The sequence below is a fragment of the Mesorhizobium sp. M8A.F.Ca.ET.021.01.1.1 genome, assembly GCF_003998025.1.
GTDB lineage: Bacteria > Pseudomonadota > Alphaproteobacteria > Rhizobiales > Rhizobiaceae > Mesorhizobium.
This window is the reverse complement of record NZ_RZSJ01000071.1, coordinates 1-16,473: the sequence shown is the minus strand read 5'-3', so window position 1 is coordinate 16,473 and position 16,473 is coordinate 1. Positions and strand designations below refer to the sequence as shown.

The window sequence follows — 16,473 nt, the reverse complement described above, 5'->3', positions numbered from 1 at the left end:
GGTGAAGACGAGGCGGCCGCCTGTCGGCGCCTCGCCCGGTACGCTGATCGCCGATCCGGCGGCGCGGCGCTCCGAATTGCGGCTGACCTTGATCTCGCCGCAGAAATTCAAGACCATCGAGAATGCCAGCATCGACGATGTCAAGGCCAATTGCCGGAAATGGCCCGTCATCTGGCTCGACTGCACCGGCCTCGCCAACATCCAATTGATCGAGGAGATCGGCCGCATCTTCAGCCTGCATCCGCTGGCGCTGGAGGATGTTGTCAACACCGGCCAGCGGCCGAAAGTCGACTTCTTCGAGGATCACGCCTTCGTCGTCGTGCGCATGATCGACGATGTCACGTCGCATCGTTACGAGCAGATCGCTCTCTTCCTCGGCGAGAACTTCGTCGTCACCTTCCAGGAGCGCGAGGGCGATCCCTTCGATCCCGTGCGCAAGCGTATCGAGAGTTCGGCGCCCAACCGCTTGCGCACACGCGGCGCCGACTATCTCGCCTACGCGCTGATCGACGCCATCGTCGACAGCTATTTTCCGCCGATCGAGGCTGCCGGCGACCTGGTCGACAGCATCGAGGACCAGATGCTGCATTCGACGCACAAGCACCAGATGCGGCAGCTGCACGAATTGCGGCGCGATGCCAATGTCCTGAAAGGCGTGCTGTGGCCGATGCGCGATGCACTGGCGACGCTGATCCGCAACGATGTGTCCTATGTCAGAGCTGAAACCAAGGTCTTCCTCAACGACACGCTCGACCATTCGCTCAGGCTGATCGAGCTGGTCGAGACCCAGCGCGACATGCTGACCGGGCTGATCGAGATGCACCTGTCGCTGAGCCAGGCGCGCACCAACGACGTCATCAGCTACCTCACCATCGTCTCGGTCATCTTCATGCCGCTCACCTTCCTGGTCGGCGTCTGGGGCATGAACTTCAGTCCCGACGCCTCGCCATGGAACATGCCGGAGCTGCGATCCTACTATGGTTATCCGGCGGCACTTGTCTTCATGCTGCTCGTCGCTATCGGGCTGATCGCCTTCTTCAGATGGAAGAAGTGGCTTTAGCCACGGCGAAAGGCTTCTTTCATGCCGCAAAAGCCGCGACAAAGCCGGCTTGTGAATTGGGCTGGTGTTTTTCGGGGAATTGCACTATATGCGCCGCAGCATAGCGCCTTGACGCTTTGCACGCACGGCCCCTGCTGGACGACATCCCGGCTGTGGGCGACCCGTTTCCTCAAACAGATAAGGAAAAACACGATGTCGATTACTGCCGAGCGCAAACAGGAATTGATGGGTGAATTCGCAACCGCCAAGGGCGATACCGGGTCTCCGGAAGTCCAGGTGGCCATCCTTTCCGAGCGCATCAAGAACCTGACCGACCATTTTAAGGACCACAAGAAGGATAACCATTCCCGCCGTGGTCTGCTCGCTCTCGTGTCCCAGCGCCGCAGCCTGCTTGATTATCTCAAGCGCAAGGACGACGCGCGCTATCAGACACTGATCGAGAAGCTCGGTCTGCGCCGTTGACGAATTGACCGGCGGACTTTCTTCGGAAAGTCCGCCGGTCACGCATTCTGCCAGCCGTGTCGGCTGGCCAGACCCGGTTTCGAGCGTGCAGAGGGCCACTCGAAACCGCCCATGGACGGTCATGGGGCAGGATTGCAGGACGCTCGTGCGCGCTCGTCGCGCCTAAATCATCCGAGCTTCCCGTTGTCTTGCCCGTGGCTGCCCGAGAAAGGAAGCCAGGGAAAGGGCATCCGCGCACCGTGAAACGGCGCGCCCCTTTCCGCTTATTAAGGACAAGACATGTTCAATCACCACAAAGTGGAAATCGAATGGGGCGGCCGTCCGCTCATCCTGGAAACCGGCAAGATCGCGCGCCAGGCCGATGGCGCTGTGCTCGCCACTTATGGCGAGACCAAGGTGCTGGCCACCGTCGTTTCGATGAAGGAGCCGAAGCCCGGCCTCGATTTCTTTCCGCTGACCGTCAACTACCAGGAAAAGACCTATGCCGCCGGCAAGATCCCGGGCGGCTATTTCAAGCGTGAAGGCCGTCCGAGCGAAAAGGAAACGCTGGTTTCCCGCCTCATCGACCGCCCGATCCGCCCGCTCTTCGCCGACGGCTACAAGAACGACACGCAGATCGTCGTCACCGTCGTGCAGCACGATCTCGAAAATGATCCGGACATCCTGTCGATCGTCGCCACCTCGGCGGCCCTGACGCTCTCCGGCGTTCCGTTCATGGGCCCGGTCGGCGGCGCCCGCGTCGGTTACATCAACGGCGAATATGTGCTGAACCCGCATGTCGATGAGATGCAGGAATCCAAGCTCGACCTCGTTGTCGCCGGCACCGCCGACGCCGTGCTGATGGTCGAGTCGGAAGCCAAGGAACTTGGCGAAGAGCTGATGCTCGGCGCCGTCATGTTTGGCCACAAGGGTTTCCAGCCGGTCATCGACGCCATCATCAAGCTGGCCGAAGTTGCAGCCAAGGAACCGCGCGACTTCACCGCGCCGGATTATTCCGCGCTTGAGGCCGAGATGCTGAAGATCGTCGGCGACGAGCTCAGCAATGCCTACAAGAACGTCGACAAGCAGAAGCGTTACGCCGCGGTCGACGCCGTCAAGGCGAAGGTCAAGGCCGCGTTTGCCCCCGCTGAAGGCGAGGACGCAAAGTACACCTCCGAACAGATCGGCTCGGTATTCAAGGAGCTCCAGGCCAAGGTCGTGCGCTGGAACATTCTCGACACCGGCTCGCGCATCGATGGCCGCGACCTGAAGACGGTTCGCAAGATCGTTTCCGAAGTCGGCGTCCTGCCGCGCACCCATGGTTCGGCCCTGTTCACCCGCGGCGAGACCCAGGCGCTGGTCGTCGCCACGCTCGGCACCGGCGAGGACGAGCAGTATGTCGATTCCCTGACCGGCATGTACAAGGAGAAGTTCCTCCTTCACTACAACTTCCCTCCCTATTCCGTCGGTGAGACCGGCCGCATGGGTTCGCCGGGCCGCCGCGAAATCGGCCACGGCAAGCTCGCCTGGCGCGCCATCCGTCCGATGCTGCCCTCCGCTGACCAGTTCCCCTACACGCTGCGCGTCGTCTCGGAGATCACCGAGTCCAACGGTTCGTCGTCGATGGCCACCGTCTGCGGTACCTCGCTGGCGCTGATGGATGCCGGCGTGCCGCTGGCCAAGCCGGTTGCCGGCATCGCCATGGGCCTGATCAAGGAAGGCGAGCGCTTCGCCGTGCTCTCCGATATCCTTGGGGACGAAGATCATCTCGGCGACATGGACTTCAAGGTCGCCGGCACCGAAGGCGGCATCACCTCGCTGCAGATGGACATAAAGATCGATGGCATCACCGAGGAGATCATGAAGATCGCCCTTGGCCAGGCCAAGGACGGCCGCCTGCACATCCTCGGCGAAATGGCCCATGCCCTGACCGGCGCCCGTCCCGAACTCGGCGAGTTCGCGCCGCGCATCGAGGTCATGCACATCCCGACCGACAAGATCCGCGACGTCATCGGTTCGGGCGGCAAGGTCATCCGCGAGATCGTCGAGAAGACCGGCGCCAAGATCAACATCGAGGACGACGGCACGGTCAAGATCGCTTCCTCGAACGCCAAGGAGATCGAGGCGGCCAAGAAGTGGATCCACACCATCGTCGCCGAGCCGGAAGTCGGAGAAATCTACGAAGGCACGGTCGTCAAGACCGCCGACTTCGGCGCCTTCGTCAACTTCTTCGGTCCGCGTGACGGCCTCGTCCACATCTCGCAGCTCGCCAACGACCGGGTCGCCAAGACCTCGGACGTCGTCAAGGAAGGCGACAAGGTCTGGGTCAAGCTGATGGGCTTCGACGAGCGCGGCAAGGTTCGCCTGTCGATGAAGGTCGTCGACCAGGCCACCGGCAAGGAAATCGCCCGCGACAAGAAGACCGAAGGCGAAGAAAACGCCGCCTGATCGGTCCGACGGAAAAACGAGGCGGGCGCGGCTTAGGTCGCGCCCGTTTTTGTTTATGGAGCACGGCTATGTCCGCTGAAGCGCTGAAGACGCTTTTTCACCCGTTCGAGGCCGAGGCTCTTTCCTTGCCGCGGCAGGGCCAGCGCGTTCTCTTCCTTGGCGCCGAACCCGGCCTGCGCCTGCCGCCGGCTTTCGAGGCTACGCTCAATCTCGTACAGGGCTTCCGGCCGTATTTCCGTGCGTTGCAGGCGGCCGGCTTCACGGTCACGCCGCAATCGGCCGGTGACGGTTTTGATGCCGCGTTGGTGCTCGCCGGCCGCCATCGCGGCCAGAACGAATTGCGCATCGCCGAGGCTATGGAGCGCGTGGCAGAGGGCGGATTGATCGTCATTGCCGGTGGCAAGGAGGATGGCATTGCCAGCCTGCGCAAGCGTGTCGGCGATCTTGCGCCGCTCGATGGCCACATGCCGAAATATCACGGCATTGCCTTCTGGCTGCGCCGCCCGGCTGACATGCAGGCCGCCGCCGTACTTCGCGCCGCCAATCCCGCATTGCTGGTTGCGGACCGGTTCCACACCGAGCCCGGCATGTTCTCCTTCGATCGCGTCGATGCCGGTTCGAAACTGCTGGTCGACAACCTGCCAGGCGATCTGCGTGGCAGCGCGGCCGATTTCTGCGCCGGCTGGGGCTATGTGGCGGCGGAGATGGCCGCCCGCTCGCCGGGCTTGTCGCTCGATCTGTACGAGGCCGATTTCGACGCGCTGGAGGCGGCCAGGGGCAATCTCGGCAACACCTTGGCACAGGGCTTCTTCTGGACGGACCTGCTCGCCGAGCCTGTCGAGCGCCGATACGACGTCATCGCCATGAACCCGCCCTTCCATCGCAGCCGTGCGGCGGAGCCTGAGATTGGTGCCGGCATGATCCGCGCGGCAGCCAAGGCCCTGAAGCCCGGCGGGCGCCTGTTGATGGTCGCCAACCGCCAGCTTCCTTACGAGCAGGTGCTGTCGGTCGCCTTCACCAGCCACGCCGAGCTTGCCCGTGACGGCATGTTCAAGGTGTTTTCGGCGCGCCGGTAATGCAGCGGGCGGGTCATCAATGCAGGTTGGCGACGCGCCTCATGCCGTCTGCGACATGCCCGTCGCCAACGCTGATCTCGAGCGGTGCTGGCCGGCCGAAGAGGTAGCCCTGCACCACCTCACAGCCGGCGGCCCTGAGCAGCGTCGCCTGGCTTTCGGTCTCGACGCCTTCGGCGATGATGCTGACGCCGAGCGCCCGCGACAGCCCGACGATGGTCGACACGACGGCGCCGGAGCTGGCGTCGGTATCGATGCGGCTGATGAAGGAACGATCGATCTTCAGCTTGCCGAACGAGAAGTCGATCAGATAGCTGAGGTTGGAATAACCGGTGCCGAAATCATCGACGGCGACCGAGATGCCCATCTCGGCAAGCTCTTTCAGGATGGCGGCCGCGCGGTCGCGGTCCTGCATCATCGCCGTCTCGGTGACTTCCAGCTCCAGCCGTGACGGCTTGATGCCCGTGGTCCGCATCGTGTCGCGTACAAGGCCGACGAAGTCCTTGGTCATGAACTGGACCGGCGAGATGTTGACGGCGACGAAACAGTCGTCCGGCAGATGGCGGGCATCGCTGCAGGCCTTGCGCAGCACCCATTCGCCGATCGGGTTGATCATGCCGGTCTCCTCGGCGATCTGGATGAACTCCATCGGCGGGATCATGCCGCGTTCGGGATGCTGCCAGCGGATCAACGCCTCGTAGCCGACGATGCGGCCGGTCGGGAGGTCGAGCTGCGGCTGGTAGTGCAGGTCGAAATCACCGCGTTCAAAGGCGCTGTGCAGCTCGGATTCGACCCACTGGCGATGGTCGGCCACGCGTCCCATCTCGCTGTCGAAGACCGACCAGTTGCCAACTCCGCTCGCACGCGCATTCTGCAGCGCCAGGTTGGAGCGCCGCAGGATGAGGACCGGATCGACACCGTCCTTGGGCATCGCCACGATGCCGACCGACAGGCTCACCGATTGCTGGTGGCTGCTGAGTTCATACGGCTCCATCATTTCGTCGATGAGCCTCTCGACCATGCTTTCCAAGGTTCCCTGGATCAGATGGTCCGGGAGCAGCACTGCGAACTCGCCGGCCCCGATGCGTCCGATCGGCGCGCGCGCGGGCACGCAGCTGTGCAGCCGCTTGGTGAAGGCGCGGATCAGTTCGTCGCCCTGGGTGTAGCCGATCGCGTCGTTGATCTGTTTGAACCGGTCGATGTCGATGTCGATCAGGAACACCGGTTCCCCGGTACGGCTTGTCGCGCATGCCGCCTCGGCGATCTTGCCGACCATGGCCGGCCGCGCCAGCAGTCCGGTCAGCTTGTCGAAATGGGTTTCATTGAAGACGAAATCCGCCGATTCATCGATGCCTGCGAAGAAGGACATTGCCGCCACCGATGCCGCAAGCGCGCAAAGCGCGGCCATGATCGCGACCATCATGTCAGCTGATATGCCGGCAAACCCCTCGCCGAGACCGTGCTTCAGGCCCCAGATGCCGAGGACGAAACTGCCAATGCCCGAACTTGCTATCGTGAGCAGTCGGAACACTGGCGTTCGCTTCGGGTTGCTGACGGCAGGCATGAAAAGGTCCCCAGGTCGGAGACCCTATAGCGGAAACCCTCTTAAAATGAGTTTCCGCGAATGCATTCAATTTTACTGGAGAGGATTATTTTCTTGACTGGGAAAGGACCTGCTTGACGGGACCGCTCTTCAGTCTCCGCCGCCATCCGTCTGCTTCAATTCATCGAGCGCCGGCATCGAGACGATATGGTAGCCGGAATCGACATAGTGGATTTCGCCGGTGACACCGGAAGCGAGGTCGGACAGGAGATAGAGCGCGGAGCCGCCAACCTCGTCGATCGTCACGGTCCGGCGCAACGGCGAATTGCGCTGCTGGTAGGAGAACATGTGGCGGGCGTCCGAAATGCCGGCGCCGGCCAGTGTGCGCACCGGACCGGCCGAGATGCCGTTGACGCGGATGCCGCGCGGACCGTAGTCATTGGCGAGGTAGCGCACGCTGGCCTCGAGCCCGGCCTTGGCGACGCCCATGACATTATAGTTCGGCATGACGCGGACCGAGCCGGCATAGGTCAGCGTGACCATCGAGCCGCCGGCAGTCATCAGCGGCGCTGCATTGCGCGCCACCTCGGTGAAGGAATAGCAGGAGATCACCATGGTGCGGACGAAATTGTCCCGGCTGGTGTCGGCATAGAGGCCCCTCAACTCGTTCTTGTCGGAAAAGCCGATGGCATGGACGACGAAGTCCAACCCGCCCCATTCCTTGCCAAGCGTCTCGAACGTGGCGGCGACCGAAGCGCTGTCCTCGACGTCGCAGGGAACGACCAGCGAAGCGCCGAGCTTGTCGGCGAGCGGCTTGACCCGGCGGCCGAAAGCGTCGCCCTGGTAGGTGAAGGCGAGTTCCGCCCCATGTTCGGATAATTTCCGGGCTATGCCCCAGGCGATCGAATGATCGTTGGCGACACCCATGACAAGCCCGCGCTTGCCCTTCATCAATCCGTCCATGGCCGGCAATCCTTATGTAAAACTTGGCCCTATGCGGAATAGCGCTGGAAAACGAGCGTTGCGTTGGTGCCGCCGAAACCGAAGGAATTCGACAGAACGGTGTCGATCGCGGCGTTGTCGATGCGCTTGCGCACGATCGGCATGCCCTCGAATTCCGGATCGAGCGTCTCGATATGGGCGCTTTCTCCGATGAAGCCGCCTTGCATCATCAGGATCGAATAGATGGATTCCTGCACACCGGCCGCGCCCAGGGAATGGCCGGTCAGCGATTTCGTCGACGTGATGAACGGCATCTTCTCGCCGAACACTTCACGGATCGCGCCCATTTCCTTGGAATCACCGACCGGGGTCGAGGTGCCGTGGGTGTTGATGTAGTCGACCGGCGTGGAGACCGTCGCCAGCGCCTGGCGCATGCAGCGAACCGCGCCTTCGCCCGAGGGCGCCACCATGTCGTAGCCGTCCGACGTCGCGCCATAGCCGACGATCTCGGCGTAGATCTTGGCGCCGCGCGCCTTGGCGTGTTCCAGCTCTTCCAGGACCAGCACGCCGGCGCCGCCGGCGATGACGAAGCCGTCGCGATTGGCGTCATAGGCGCGCGATGCGGTGGAGGCCCTGTCGTTGAACTTCGACGACATGGCGCCCATGGCGTCGAACAGGTCCGACATCGTCCAGTCGAGATCCTCGTGGCCGCCGGCAAAGACCATGTCCTGCTTGCCCCACTGGATCAATTCGTAACCATTGCCGATGCAATGCGCCGAGGTCGAGCAGGCCGACGAGATCGAATAGTTGACGCCATGGATCTTGAACCAGGTGGCCAGCGTCGCCGACGCGGTCGACGACATCGCCTTCGGCACCGCGAAGGGACCGATGCGCTTGGGGCTGCCGTTCTTGAGCGTGGTCTCGGCGGCCTCGACGATGGTGCGGGTGGAAGGACCGCCCGAACCCATGACGATGCCGGTGCGCTCGTTGGTGATGTCGCTCTCGCCGAGGCCTGCATCCGCGATCGCCTGGTCCATGGCAACGTGATTCCAGGCCGCGCCCTGGCTCAGGAAGCGCATCGCGCGGCGGTCGATCATGGCGGAAGGGTCGAGCGTCGGCGCGCCCCAGACCTGGCAGCGGAAGCCATGCTCCGCGAAGGAATCGGAAAAGTTGATGCCGGATCTGGCGTCATGCAGCGAGGTCTGCACCTCATTGGCATTGTTGCCGATCGACGACACGATGCCGAGGCCTGTGACTACGACACGTCTCATTCGCAACTCCTTCCAGGGATGCTGGCCAGTGTGCGGGCCAGGGCTGCGGTCAAGCGACCGCCGACTGCTTTGACAGACCGACCTTCAGGTCCGTCGCCGCATATATGGGCTCACCATCCGCCTTCATCCAGCCATCAGCGATGCCGAGCACCAGCCGGCCGCGCATTACACGCTTGAAATCCACGCCATACTCGACCTTCTTGACCGATGGCGTGACCATGCCCTTGAACTTGACCTCTCCGGTCGACAGCGCCATTCCCTTGCCGGGTTCGCCGAGCCAGCCGAGATAGAAGCCTGTCAATTGCCACAGGGCGTCCAGGCCGAGGCAGCCAGGCATGATCGGATTGCCGATGAAATGGCAGGCAAAAAACCACAGGTCGGGCTTGATATCGAATTCGGCGCGGATGAAACCCTTGTCGAAGGCGCCGCCGGTCTCGCTGACTTCGGTGATACGGTCGAACATCAGCATCGGCGGGTAGGGCAGCTGGGCATTGCCCTCTCCGAACAGCTCGCCACGGGCGCAGGCCAGCAATTCTTCGTAGTCGTAGCTGGATTTCGAACCCGCCATCAATTTCTCCCCATATCGTCCGGGCGGTAGCGCGCCCTTGTCGTTGGTGTCCTAACACAATCTGTTTCAGGCCGGAAACCGGCGTTTGCGCTTAACCCGCCAGTCTGCCCGGGTCAATGCGCGCTATTGATCGCATTCGGGCGACAGAATATATGTCAACCGGGGTCCGGGTTCGGCATATATTCATTTTTTTGCCACTCTGGGCGTGTCTTGAAGCGGGACTGTGAGCTTGGAAGACCAGATGGACCGGGGCTGCCGGAAGGAAAATGTCGCTGTGGACAAGCGGGTACGTGAAGCCGGCCTGAGGCCGACGCGTCAGCGCATTGCGCTGGCCGACCTGCTTTTCGCCAAGGGCGACCGCCATTTGTCGGCTGAGGAACTGCACGAGGAGGCGCAGGCCGCCGGCGTGCCGGTGTCGCTGGCCACCGTCTACAACGCGCTTCACCAGTTTACCCAGGCGGGGCTGCTGCGTATCCTCGCCGTCGAAGGTTCCAAGACCTATTTCGACACCAATACCTCCGATCACCACCATTTCTATATCGAAGGCGAAAACAGGATTTTCGACATCGCCAACGGCCCGGTCACGGTCACCAACCTGCCGGACCCGCCCGAGGGCATGGAAATCGCCAATGTCGATATCGTGGTGAGGCTGCGTCCCAAGCGTCCGGAATGACCGGCGAAGCCGGAACAATCGGTGTGGGATGAAACCCTTGGATTGGATAGTGCGGCTCGAATGGGCCGTCGTGGCGGTTGCCGCAATCGTCTTCTATGGCGCGACGGGCGTTTCCTGGTGGCTTTTCGCGTTGCTCATCCTGGCGCCGGACCTGTCGATGCTGGGTTATCTCGGTGGACCTCGCATCGGCGCCCTTGCCTACAACGCCTTGCACATTCTGATCGTACCGGTGCTTCTGCTGCTTGCCGGGCATCTCGCCGGCAGTGCGGTCGGCAGCGCCATCGCACTGATCTGGATCGCTCATATCGCAATCGACCGTGCACTGGGTTACGGCTTGAAGCTGTCAACGGGGTTTCAGGACACCCATCTTGGCCCTATCGGGCGCAAACGCGAGACGTTCAGTCCTTGACCCGCTCGCCCGGATAGGCGCCCCAGACGACCGACTGGGCAAGCCAGCCGGTGTGGCCGTCGAGCGTCATTTCGCACCATTGGCCGTCGCAGGACTTGATCGTGCCCATAACGCCCGGTTCGACGATCGCCACCACCCTGGCATCCTTGTCGGGACCTTTCAGAAGATTGACCTGGCCGCCCTTGCCGCGCTGCCAGGGCGCGATGATCGCCGTGCGCCGGCCCGACAGCAGCGACTGGTTGATCCATCCTTCCGAGCCATCGGCGTCGCGCACGCGCCGCCACGTATCGAACTCCTGGATGATCTCCATCGGCAGGCCAGCCTTCATATACATCCAGTCCACCGAATAGTTGGCGCCGGGGCCGACGCGCGAGTTGACGCGGCCGGATTTCAGGCTGACGAATCGCGGCAGCGGCAGCCCACTCGGTCCGAGCGTGATGGCGCTCTGGGCAGGGGCGGCCGCGCTCTGCGCGCCGGCAAGCGGAGAATAGAGGAGAGCGCCGAGAAATGCTGCGCTGAGGGCCAGGCGAAGCGACGCGAAACCAGACACTTTCGTTCCTTTCGGCGCCGGCCCGACGGCTGCGGCACCCCTTTTTCTTTGTCTTCGGCGGCACCGCTTGTTACATGGGTAAAATCGGCTACCGCGACCAGCTTTCAGTTTCGCCGGTCTTGGTTAAAGAGGTCTCAACGAGGGAAACAATGCCAGGCAAAAAGAAGCCTCTCGTGGTCATCACGCGAAAGCTGCCCGACCCGGTCGAGACCCGCATGCGCGAACTGTTCGACGCAAGGCTGAATGTCGAGGACCGGCCGATGACGCAGCCGGAACTGGTCGCCGCGGTCAAGGAAGCCGACGTGCTGGTGCCGACCGTGACCGACCACATCGATGCCGCATTGATCGCCCAGGCCGGCGACAACCTCAAGCTGATCGCCAATTTCGGCAACGGCGTCGACAAGATCGACGTGGCGGCGGCGGCCAAGAAAGGCATCACCGTCACCAACACGCCCAACGTGCTCACCGAAGATACCGCCGACATGACCATGGCATTGATGCTGGCTGTGCCGCGCCGGCTGGCGGAAGGCGCCAACGTGCTCACGGGCGACAAGAAATGGGCCGGCTGGTCGCCGACCTGGATGCTTGGCCGGCGCATCTGGGGCAAGCGGCTCGGCATTGTCGGCATGGGCCGCATCGGCACCGCCGTTGCCAGGCGGGCCAAGGCCTTCGGGCTGTCCATCCACTATCACAACCGGCACCGCGTGCTGCCTGCGGTCGAGGATGGGTTGGAGGCGACCTATTGGGAGAGTCTCGACCAGATGCTGGCCCGCATGGACATCATCTCGGTCAATTGTCCGTCGACGCCGGCAACCTTCCATCTTCTGTCGGCCCGGCGGCTGGCGTTGCTGCAGCCCACCGCCTATATCGTCAACACCGCCCGCGGCGACATCATCGACGAAGAAGCGCTGGTCAAGCTCATCCAGGACGGCAAGATCGCCGGCGCCGGCCTCGACGTCTACGAGCACGAGCCGGCCCTTAACGCCAAGCTCTTGAAACTCGCCGCCAGGAACAAGGTCGTGCTTCTGCCGCATATGGGCTCGGCCACGCTCGAGGGCCGCATCGACATGGGCGAGAAGGTCATCATCAATATCCGCGCCTTCGTCGACGGCCATCGTCCGCCGGACCGCGTGCTGCCGCTCAGGACCTGAAACTGTCCAGGCGCAGGCTCGCCGTTCAATGTAACGCGACGCTTACGAGATCGTTTTGCGCATGGTGATGGAGGTCGGCCTGTCATAGCCGTCATGCGCCGTCCGTCCGGTTTCGCGAAATCCGAGCCGGGCGAAGGCGGCATGATTGGTGGTGAGCTCGATCCTCGTCTCGAGCTCGATGGCGGCCTTGCCGCGGCTGCGGGCCAGATCTTCGGCCGCTTGCATCAGCCGTCGGCCAATGCCGTGCCCCTGGCGGTCCGGGGCGACGGCGAGCTTGCCGACATAAAGACCGTCAGCTCTTTCAAGAGCAAAAACGCAGCCCACGATCCTGTCGCCGTCGAGTGCCAGGAAGCCGGTCTCCCGCAGCGCCTTGGTGCGCAGCGCATCGGCTGTGAGCAGGTGAGCCGACGACGGCGGGTCGATGATGCCGTCCATAAAGGCGAAGGCACCCATGATGAGGGCAAGCACATCACCCCAGCGGCCGAAATCGGCTGGGATCCGCGTGATCGAAACATGGGAATGTTCCAAGATCAGCGTCTCTTGTAGCGGATCGTCTCGAAGCGCGCGGCCAGCGCATCATAGAGCAGCAGCCGGCCGATCAGCGGCTCGCCTATGCCGGTGATCAGCTTGATCGCCTCCATCGCCTGCAGCGTGCCGACGACCCCGGTCAGCGCTCCGAGCACCCCCGCCTCGGCGCAGGACGGCACAAGCCCCGGCGGCGGGGCCTCGGGAAACAGATCCCGATAGCTCGGGTTTGGCTTGCCGTCACTGCCGTTTTCGAAAGGCTTCAGCACGGTCACCGAGCCATCGAAGCGTCCAACGGCTGCATGCACCAGCGGCTTCTCTTGGCTGGCGCAGGCATCGGCCACCACATAACGCGTCTCGAAATTGTCGGACCCATCGACGACGACATCGTACCTGGCGACGAGGGCGGGGGCGTTCTCGGCGGTCAGCCGGAATGTGTGCGTTTCGACTGATATGTTGGGATTGATGCGAGCGATCGCCGCCTCGGCGCTCTGGGTCTTCAGCATGCCGATCGTATCGGTGCCATGGATGACCTGGCGCTGCAGGTTGGAGAGAGAAACGGTGTCGTCGTCGACCACGCCGAGCGTACCGACGCCGGCCGCTGCGAGATATTCAAGCACCGGCGCACCGAGCCCGCCGGCGCCGATCACCAGGACCCGCGCCTGCTTGAGCTTCTGCTGGCCCGCGCCGCCGACCTCGGGCAGCACGATGTGGCGGGCATAGCGTTCGATCTCGTCGGCGGTGAGCGCTGTGGTCATATCGGGACCATATAGTGGTCGAAAAAGCTTGTCAGGGGTCTTCGGTTGGCCCAACCGTACCATGGTCGACAGTCAGGAACTGCGCTCGGCCATGCAGGCTGGAAAACAACGCCGCATCGGTTCCCGTCATGAAAGCCTGGCAGTTCAGTTCCTCCAGGATCGCGAACAGTGCCGCGCGCCGTCCGCCGTCGAGATGCGCCGCGATCTCGTCGAGCAGCAGGATCGGCGTCAGCCCGGACATTTCCCCGGTCAGCCGGGCATGCGACAGCACGATGCCGATCAGCAGTGCCTTCTGTTCGCCGGTCGAGCAGAGTTCGGCCGGCATCGCCTTGGGCCGGTGCCGGACCATGAGGTCTGAGCGGTGCGGGCCTTCGAGGGTGCGTCCGGCGGCGCGGTCACGGTCTCGGCCATCGGCAAGCGCCCGCCGGAACCGCTCCTCGACGTCGACCGCCGGTGCGCCGGCAATCTCGGCCTCCAGGTCACCTGAAAGGCCGATATCGGCCTGCGGAAACGGTCCGGTGTCGGGCAGCCTGCCGATCATGGCGGCCAGCAGCCGCACCATTTCGGCGCGCGCCGCGGCGATCGCCACGCCGGTCTCTGCCATCTGCGTCTCTATCGCCTCGAACCAGCCGACATCCCGCGAGCCTTCCGTCAGCAAACGGTTACGGCCCCGCATCGCCTTCTCGTAGTCGAGCGCTCGCTGGCCATGTCCGGGATCGATCGCCAGCACCAGCCGGTCGAGAAAGCGCCGGCGATCCGCGGCAGGTCCGGTGAACAACGAATCCATCGCCGGCGTCAGCCACACGACCCGCAGCCATTCCAGCATGCCCTCGGCCCGCGCGGCGGCTCCGTTTATACGCACCCGCCTGCCGCTTTCCGCCGTGTCGCCCCCGGAGATGCCCGTGCCGATCTCGACCTCGCCGTCAGGCCCGTCGAGCCGGGCATGCAGGGCAAAGCCGCCATCGCCACCCTCACGTGCCACATCCCCGTAAGGTGCGCGGCGCAAGCCGCGCCCGGGCGTCAGAAAGGAGATCGCTTCGAGGAGATTGGTCTTGCCGGCACCATTGTCGCCCGAAAAGACCACGGCGCCCGGCGCAACATCTATCGCCAGGGTCGCGTAGTTACGAAAATTGGTAAGCGTAAGCTTACTTATATGGGTTTGTGCCGGCAACCGCTATCCGCCCGTGGAAGTCACCGCAACCAACGCCCGCCGCCGGCCGTATTCGCCAGGCGCCGCCGCGCCGGCTATACCCGCATCGGCATCAGCACGTAAAGCGCGGTCTCGTCGGCCATGTCGTGGATCAGCGTCGGTGAACCGGCATCGGCCAGCATGAATTTGGCTTCCGTGCCGGTCAGCTGCGCGGCGACATCGAGCAGATATTTGGCATTGAAGCCGATCTCGATCGGGTCGGCCGAATAGTCTGCCGCCAGTTCTTCCGTTGCGCTGCCCGAATCCGGATTGTTGACGGCAAGCGTCACCTGGCCTTCGCTGATCGAGAGCTTCACCGCGCGGCCGCGTTCGGAGGAGATGGTCGAGACGCGGTCGACCGCGGCGGCGAAGCTCTGGCGGTCGAGGATCAGCTTCTTGTCGTTGCCGGTCGGGATGACCCGCTGATAGTCGGGGAAGGTGCCGTCGATCAGCTTCGAGGTCAGCACGACGCTGCCGATGGTGAAGCGGATCTTGGTGTCGGACAATTCGGTGGTCACGGCGACATCCGGATCGTCGACCAGCTTTTGCAGTTCACTTACCGTCTTGCGCGGAATGATGATGCCCGGCATGCCCTCGGAGCCAGCCGGTGCGTCGATCTCGGCGCGCGCCAGGCGGTGGCCGTCGGTCGCCACCGAGCGCAGCTTCAGCTTGCCGCCGACTTCATGCGTGTGCAGGTAGATGCCGTTGAGATAGTAGCGCGTCTCCTCGGTGGAGATGGCGAACTGCGTCTTCTCGATCAGGCCCTTCAGCGCCACCGAGTCGAGGCGGAAGATGTGCGAGAAGGATCCGGCCGAAAGCTCGGGAAAGTCGGATTGCGGCAGGCACTGCAGGCGGAAGCTGGAGCGGCCCGACGTCACCGTCATGGCGTTGCCGTCCTCATCCGTCTTCAGCATCACCTCGGCGCCGTCGGAAAGCTTGCGCACGATGTCATAGAGCAGGTGCGCGGGGACCGTCGTCGCGCCGCCGCGCTCGACCTTGGCGGGCGTCGCTTCCGTCACCTCCAGGTCGAGGTCGGTGGCCTTCATTTCGAGGCTGGCGCCTTCGGCGCTGAGCAGCACGTTGGACAGGATCGGTATGGTGTTGCGCCGTTCGACCACGCGGTGCACGTGGTTGAGCGACTTCAGGAGATTTGACCGTTCCAGGATAACACGCATGACGAAACAGGCTCGCTTGAATGAATGAACGGGTCTCCGGCTACCGGCGCCCCGCGAAAGCTCTGAACAGGCTTCAGAATCTACGCAAACTGACAGGAAAAAACCAGTGAACGCAAGCCCGCGCCACCGGTTCGGGCCGGTTACGCGGGCTTTCTGGGGATAAAGCTGGCCAACCCCACGAGCGGGCGGTTTTCGGCCGCTCAGGCCTGGTCGTTGATCAGCCTTCTCAGCAATTCCAGTTCCTGCGCCAGCGTGTTGTCATTGCCGGAAAGATCCTCGATCTTGCGCACGGCGTGCAGCACCGTCGTGTGGTCGCGGCCGCCGAAGCGCCGTCCGATTTCCGGCAGCGAGCGCGGCGTCATCACCTTCGACAGATACATCGCGACCTGCCGCGGCTTGACGATGGTGCGTGTGCGCCGGTTGGACAAAAGTTCCGTCTTCGAGACGTTGTAGTGGCGCGCCACGATGCGCTGAATATCCTCGATGCGGACCCGCTTCGGCTCGCCGGTGCGATAGATGTGGCCGAGAATCTCGTCGATGCGGTCGATTGTGATCTGCGGTTCGAACGACTGGCGAAACAGGAGCTGGTTGAAGGCGCCTTCCAGTTCGCGTCCGCTACCAGTCACGGTGCGGGCAACGTGGTTGAGGATCTCTTCGGAAATGTCGAGCGATGCATCGTCGATCCTGGCTGTGGCCA

The 16,473-nt window shown here is 63.3% G+C and carries 17 protein-coding genes; 7 read left to right on the top strand and 10 right to left on the bottom strand.

The window, feature by feature from the left end:
* The first annotated feature begins 1 nt into the window (after nucleotide 1).
* The 4 genes from corA to EOA36_RS08745 all read left to right on the top strand — a co-directional run bounded on the left by corA (nucleotide 2) and on the right by EOA36_RS08745 (nucleotide 5,025).
* On the top strand, nucleotides 2-1,060 hold the full coding sequence (corA, locus tag EOA36_RS08760) for a magnesium/cobalt transporter CorA (protein ID WP_127276882.1): 1,059 nt from the start codon (nucleotides 2-4) through the stop codon (nucleotides 1,058-1,060).
* A gap of 21 nt (nucleotides 1,061-1,081) precedes the next feature.
* Entirely contained in the window at nucleotides 1,082-1,522 is a 441-nt protein-coding gene (gene rpsO / locus EOA36_RS38775; protein ID WP_281040046.1) for a 30S ribosomal protein S15, read from the top strand.
* Between the two features lie 279 nt (nucleotides 1,523-1,801).
* The gene (gene pnp / locus EOA36_RS08750; RefSeq protein WP_127276880.1) at nucleotides 1,802-3,949 is read left to right on the top strand and encodes a polyribonucleotide nucleotidyltransferase; all 2,148 of its coding nucleotides are present in this window, start codon (nucleotides 1,802-1,804) and stop codon (nucleotides 3,947-3,949) included.
* 68 nt (nucleotides 3,950-4,017) lie between these two features.
* Complete coding sequence (locus EOA36_RS08745) at nucleotides 4,018-5,025, top strand: class I SAM-dependent methyltransferase (RefSeq protein ID WP_127276878.1); 1,008 nt, start codon at nucleotides 4,018-4,020, stop codon at nucleotides 5,023-5,025.
* Between the two features lie 16 nt (nucleotides 5,026-5,041).
* Here EOA36_RS08745 and EOA36_RS08740 read toward each other — a convergent pair whose 3' ends face one another.
* The 4 genes from EOA36_RS08740 to fabA form a co-directional block, all read right to left on the bottom strand.
* Entirely contained in the window at nucleotides 5,042-6,586 is a 1,545-nt protein-coding gene (locus EOA36_RS08740) for a bifunctional diguanylate cyclase/phosphodiesterase (protein WP_127276876.1), read from the bottom strand.
* A 129-nt stretch (nucleotides 6,587-6,715) separates the two neighbouring features.
* Entirely contained in the window at nucleotides 6,716-7,528 is an 813-nt protein-coding gene (gene fabI / locus EOA36_RS08735) for an enoyl-ACP reductase FabI (RefSeq protein ID WP_127276874.1), read from the bottom strand.
* Between the two features lie 29 nt (nucleotides 7,529-7,557).
* Nucleotides 7,558-8,778, bottom strand: a complete 1,221-nt coding sequence (fabB, locus tag EOA36_RS08730) for a beta-ketoacyl-ACP synthase I (protein WP_127276872.1) — start codon at nucleotides 8,776-8,778, stop codon at nucleotides 7,558-7,560.
* Nucleotides 8,779-8,827: 49 nt separating this feature from the next.
* Nucleotides 8,828-9,346 carry a 3-hydroxyacyl-[acyl-carrier-protein] dehydratase FabA gene (gene fabA / locus EOA36_RS08725; RefSeq protein WP_127276870.1) on the bottom strand — a complete coding sequence of 173 codons (519 nt, stop codon included), beginning with the start codon at nucleotides 9,344-9,346 and terminating at the stop codon, nucleotides 8,828-8,830.
* Nucleotides 9,347-9,587: 241 nt separating this feature from the next.
* Here fabA and irrA point away from each other — a divergent pair, with 241 nt between their 5' ends.
* Together irrA and EOA36_RS08715 are read left to right on the top strand one after the other, a co-directional pair.
* The gene (gene irrA / locus EOA36_RS08720; protein WP_027142023.1) at nucleotides 9,588-10,019 is read left to right on the top strand and encodes an iron response transcriptional regulator IrrA; all 432 of its coding nucleotides are present in this window, start codon (nucleotides 9,588-9,590) and stop codon (nucleotides 10,017-10,019) included.
* Nucleotides 10,020-10,047: 28 nt separating this feature from the next.
* A complete protein-coding gene (locus tag EOA36_RS08715) occupies nucleotides 10,048-10,428 on the top strand; it encodes a DUF4260 domain-containing protein (RefSeq protein WP_127276866.1) in 381 nt (126 codons plus the stop codon).
* Here EOA36_RS08715 and EOA36_RS08710 read toward each other — a convergent pair.
* A complete protein-coding gene (locus EOA36_RS08710) occupies nucleotides 10,418-10,978 on the bottom strand; it encodes an SH3 domain-containing protein (protein ID WP_127276864.1) in 561 nt (186 codons plus the stop codon). The two genes, EOA36_RS08715 and EOA36_RS08710, sit on opposite strands and share 11 nt — an antisense overlap.
* A 149-nt stretch (nucleotides 10,979-11,127) precedes the next feature.
* Here EOA36_RS08710 and EOA36_RS08705 point away from each other — a divergent pair, with 149 nt between their 5' ends.
* The gene (locus tag EOA36_RS08705) at nucleotides 11,128-12,129 is read left to right on the top strand and encodes a D-glycerate dehydrogenase (RefSeq protein ID WP_127276862.1); all 1,002 of its coding nucleotides are present in this window, start codon (nucleotides 11,128-11,130) and stop codon (nucleotides 12,127-12,129) included.
* Nucleotides 12,130-12,171: 42 nt separating this feature from the next.
* Here EOA36_RS08705 and EOA36_RS08700 read toward each other — a convergent pair whose 3' ends face one another.
* The 5 genes from EOA36_RS08700 to EOA36_RS08680 form a co-directional block, all read right to left on the bottom strand.
* Complete coding sequence (locus EOA36_RS08700; protein ID WP_245464293.1) at nucleotides 12,172-12,657, bottom strand: GNAT family N-acetyltransferase; 486 nt, start codon at nucleotides 12,655-12,657, stop codon at nucleotides 12,172-12,174.
* A gap of 2 nt (nucleotides 12,658-12,659) precedes the next feature.
* Complete coding sequence (locus EOA36_RS08695; protein WP_127276860.1) at nucleotides 12,660-13,412, bottom strand: molybdopterin-synthase adenylyltransferase MoeB; 753 nt, start codon at nucleotides 13,410-13,412, stop codon at nucleotides 12,660-12,662.
* A gap of 31 nt (nucleotides 13,413-13,443) precedes the next feature.
* Entirely contained in the window at nucleotides 13,444-14,583 is a 1,140-nt protein-coding gene (recF, locus tag EOA36_RS08690; RefSeq protein WP_127276858.1) for a DNA replication/repair protein RecF, read from the bottom strand.
* Nucleotides 14,584-14,657: 74 nt separating this feature from the next.
* A complete protein-coding gene (gene dnaN, locus EOA36_RS08685) occupies nucleotides 14,658-15,776 on the bottom strand; it encodes a DNA polymerase III subunit beta (RefSeq protein WP_127276856.1) in 1,119 nt (372 codons plus the stop codon).
* 200 nt (nucleotides 15,777-15,976) lie between these two features.
* Nucleotides 15,977-16,473, bottom strand: a 497-nt coding sequence (locus tag EOA36_RS08680) for a helix-turn-helix domain-containing protein (RefSeq protein WP_245464292.1), incomplete at its 5' end; no start/stop codon positions are given.

Bases quoted from the DNA above. Each gene is read 5' to 3' on its own strand.
- pnp (WP_127276880.1), top strand. From the start codon at position 1,802: ATGTTCAATCACCACAAAGTGGAAATCGAATGGGGCGGCCGTCCGCTC.
- EOA36_RS08715 (WP_127276866.1), top strand. From the start codon at position 10,048: ATGAAACCCTTGGATTGGATAGTGCGGCTCGAATGGGCCGTCGTGGCG.
- EOA36_RS08705 (WP_127276862.1), top strand. From the start codon at position 11,128: ATGCCAGGCAAAAAGAAGCCTCTCGTGGTCATCACGCGAAAGCTGCCC.
- EOA36_RS08740 (WP_127276876.1), bottom strand. From the start codon at position 6,586: ATGCCTGCCGTCAGCAACCCGAAGCGAACGCCAGTGTTCCGACTGCTC.
- fabA (WP_127276870.1), bottom strand. From the start codon at position 9,346: ATGGCGGGTTCGAAATCCAGCTACGACTACGAAGAATTGCTGGCCTGC.
- dnaN (WP_127276856.1), bottom strand. From the start codon at position 15,776: ATGCGTGTTATCCTGGAACGGTCAAATCTCCTGAAGTCGCTCAACCAC.
- fabI (WP_127276874.1), bottom strand. From the start codon at position 7,528: ATGGACGGATTGATGAAGGGCAAGCGCGGGCTTGTCATGGGTGTCGCC.
- rpsO (WP_281040046.1), top strand. From the start codon at position 1,082: ATGCCGCAAAAGCCGCGACAAAGCCGGCTTGTGAATTGGGCTGGTGTT.
- fabB (WP_127276872.1), bottom strand. From the start codon at position 8,778: ATGAGACGTGTCGTAGTCACAGGCCTCGGCATCGTGTCGTCGATCGGC.
- EOA36_RS08695 (WP_127276860.1), bottom strand. From the start codon at position 13,412: ATGACCACAGCGCTCACCGCCGACGAGATCGAACGCTATGCCCGCCAC.
- irrA (WP_027142023.1), top strand. From the start codon at position 9,588: ATGGACCGGGGCTGCCGGAAGGAAAATGTCGCTGTGGACAAGCGGGTA.
- EOA36_RS08745 (WP_127276878.1), top strand. From the start codon at position 4,018: ATGTCCGCTGAAGCGCTGAAGACGCTTTTTCACCCGTTCGAGGCCGAG.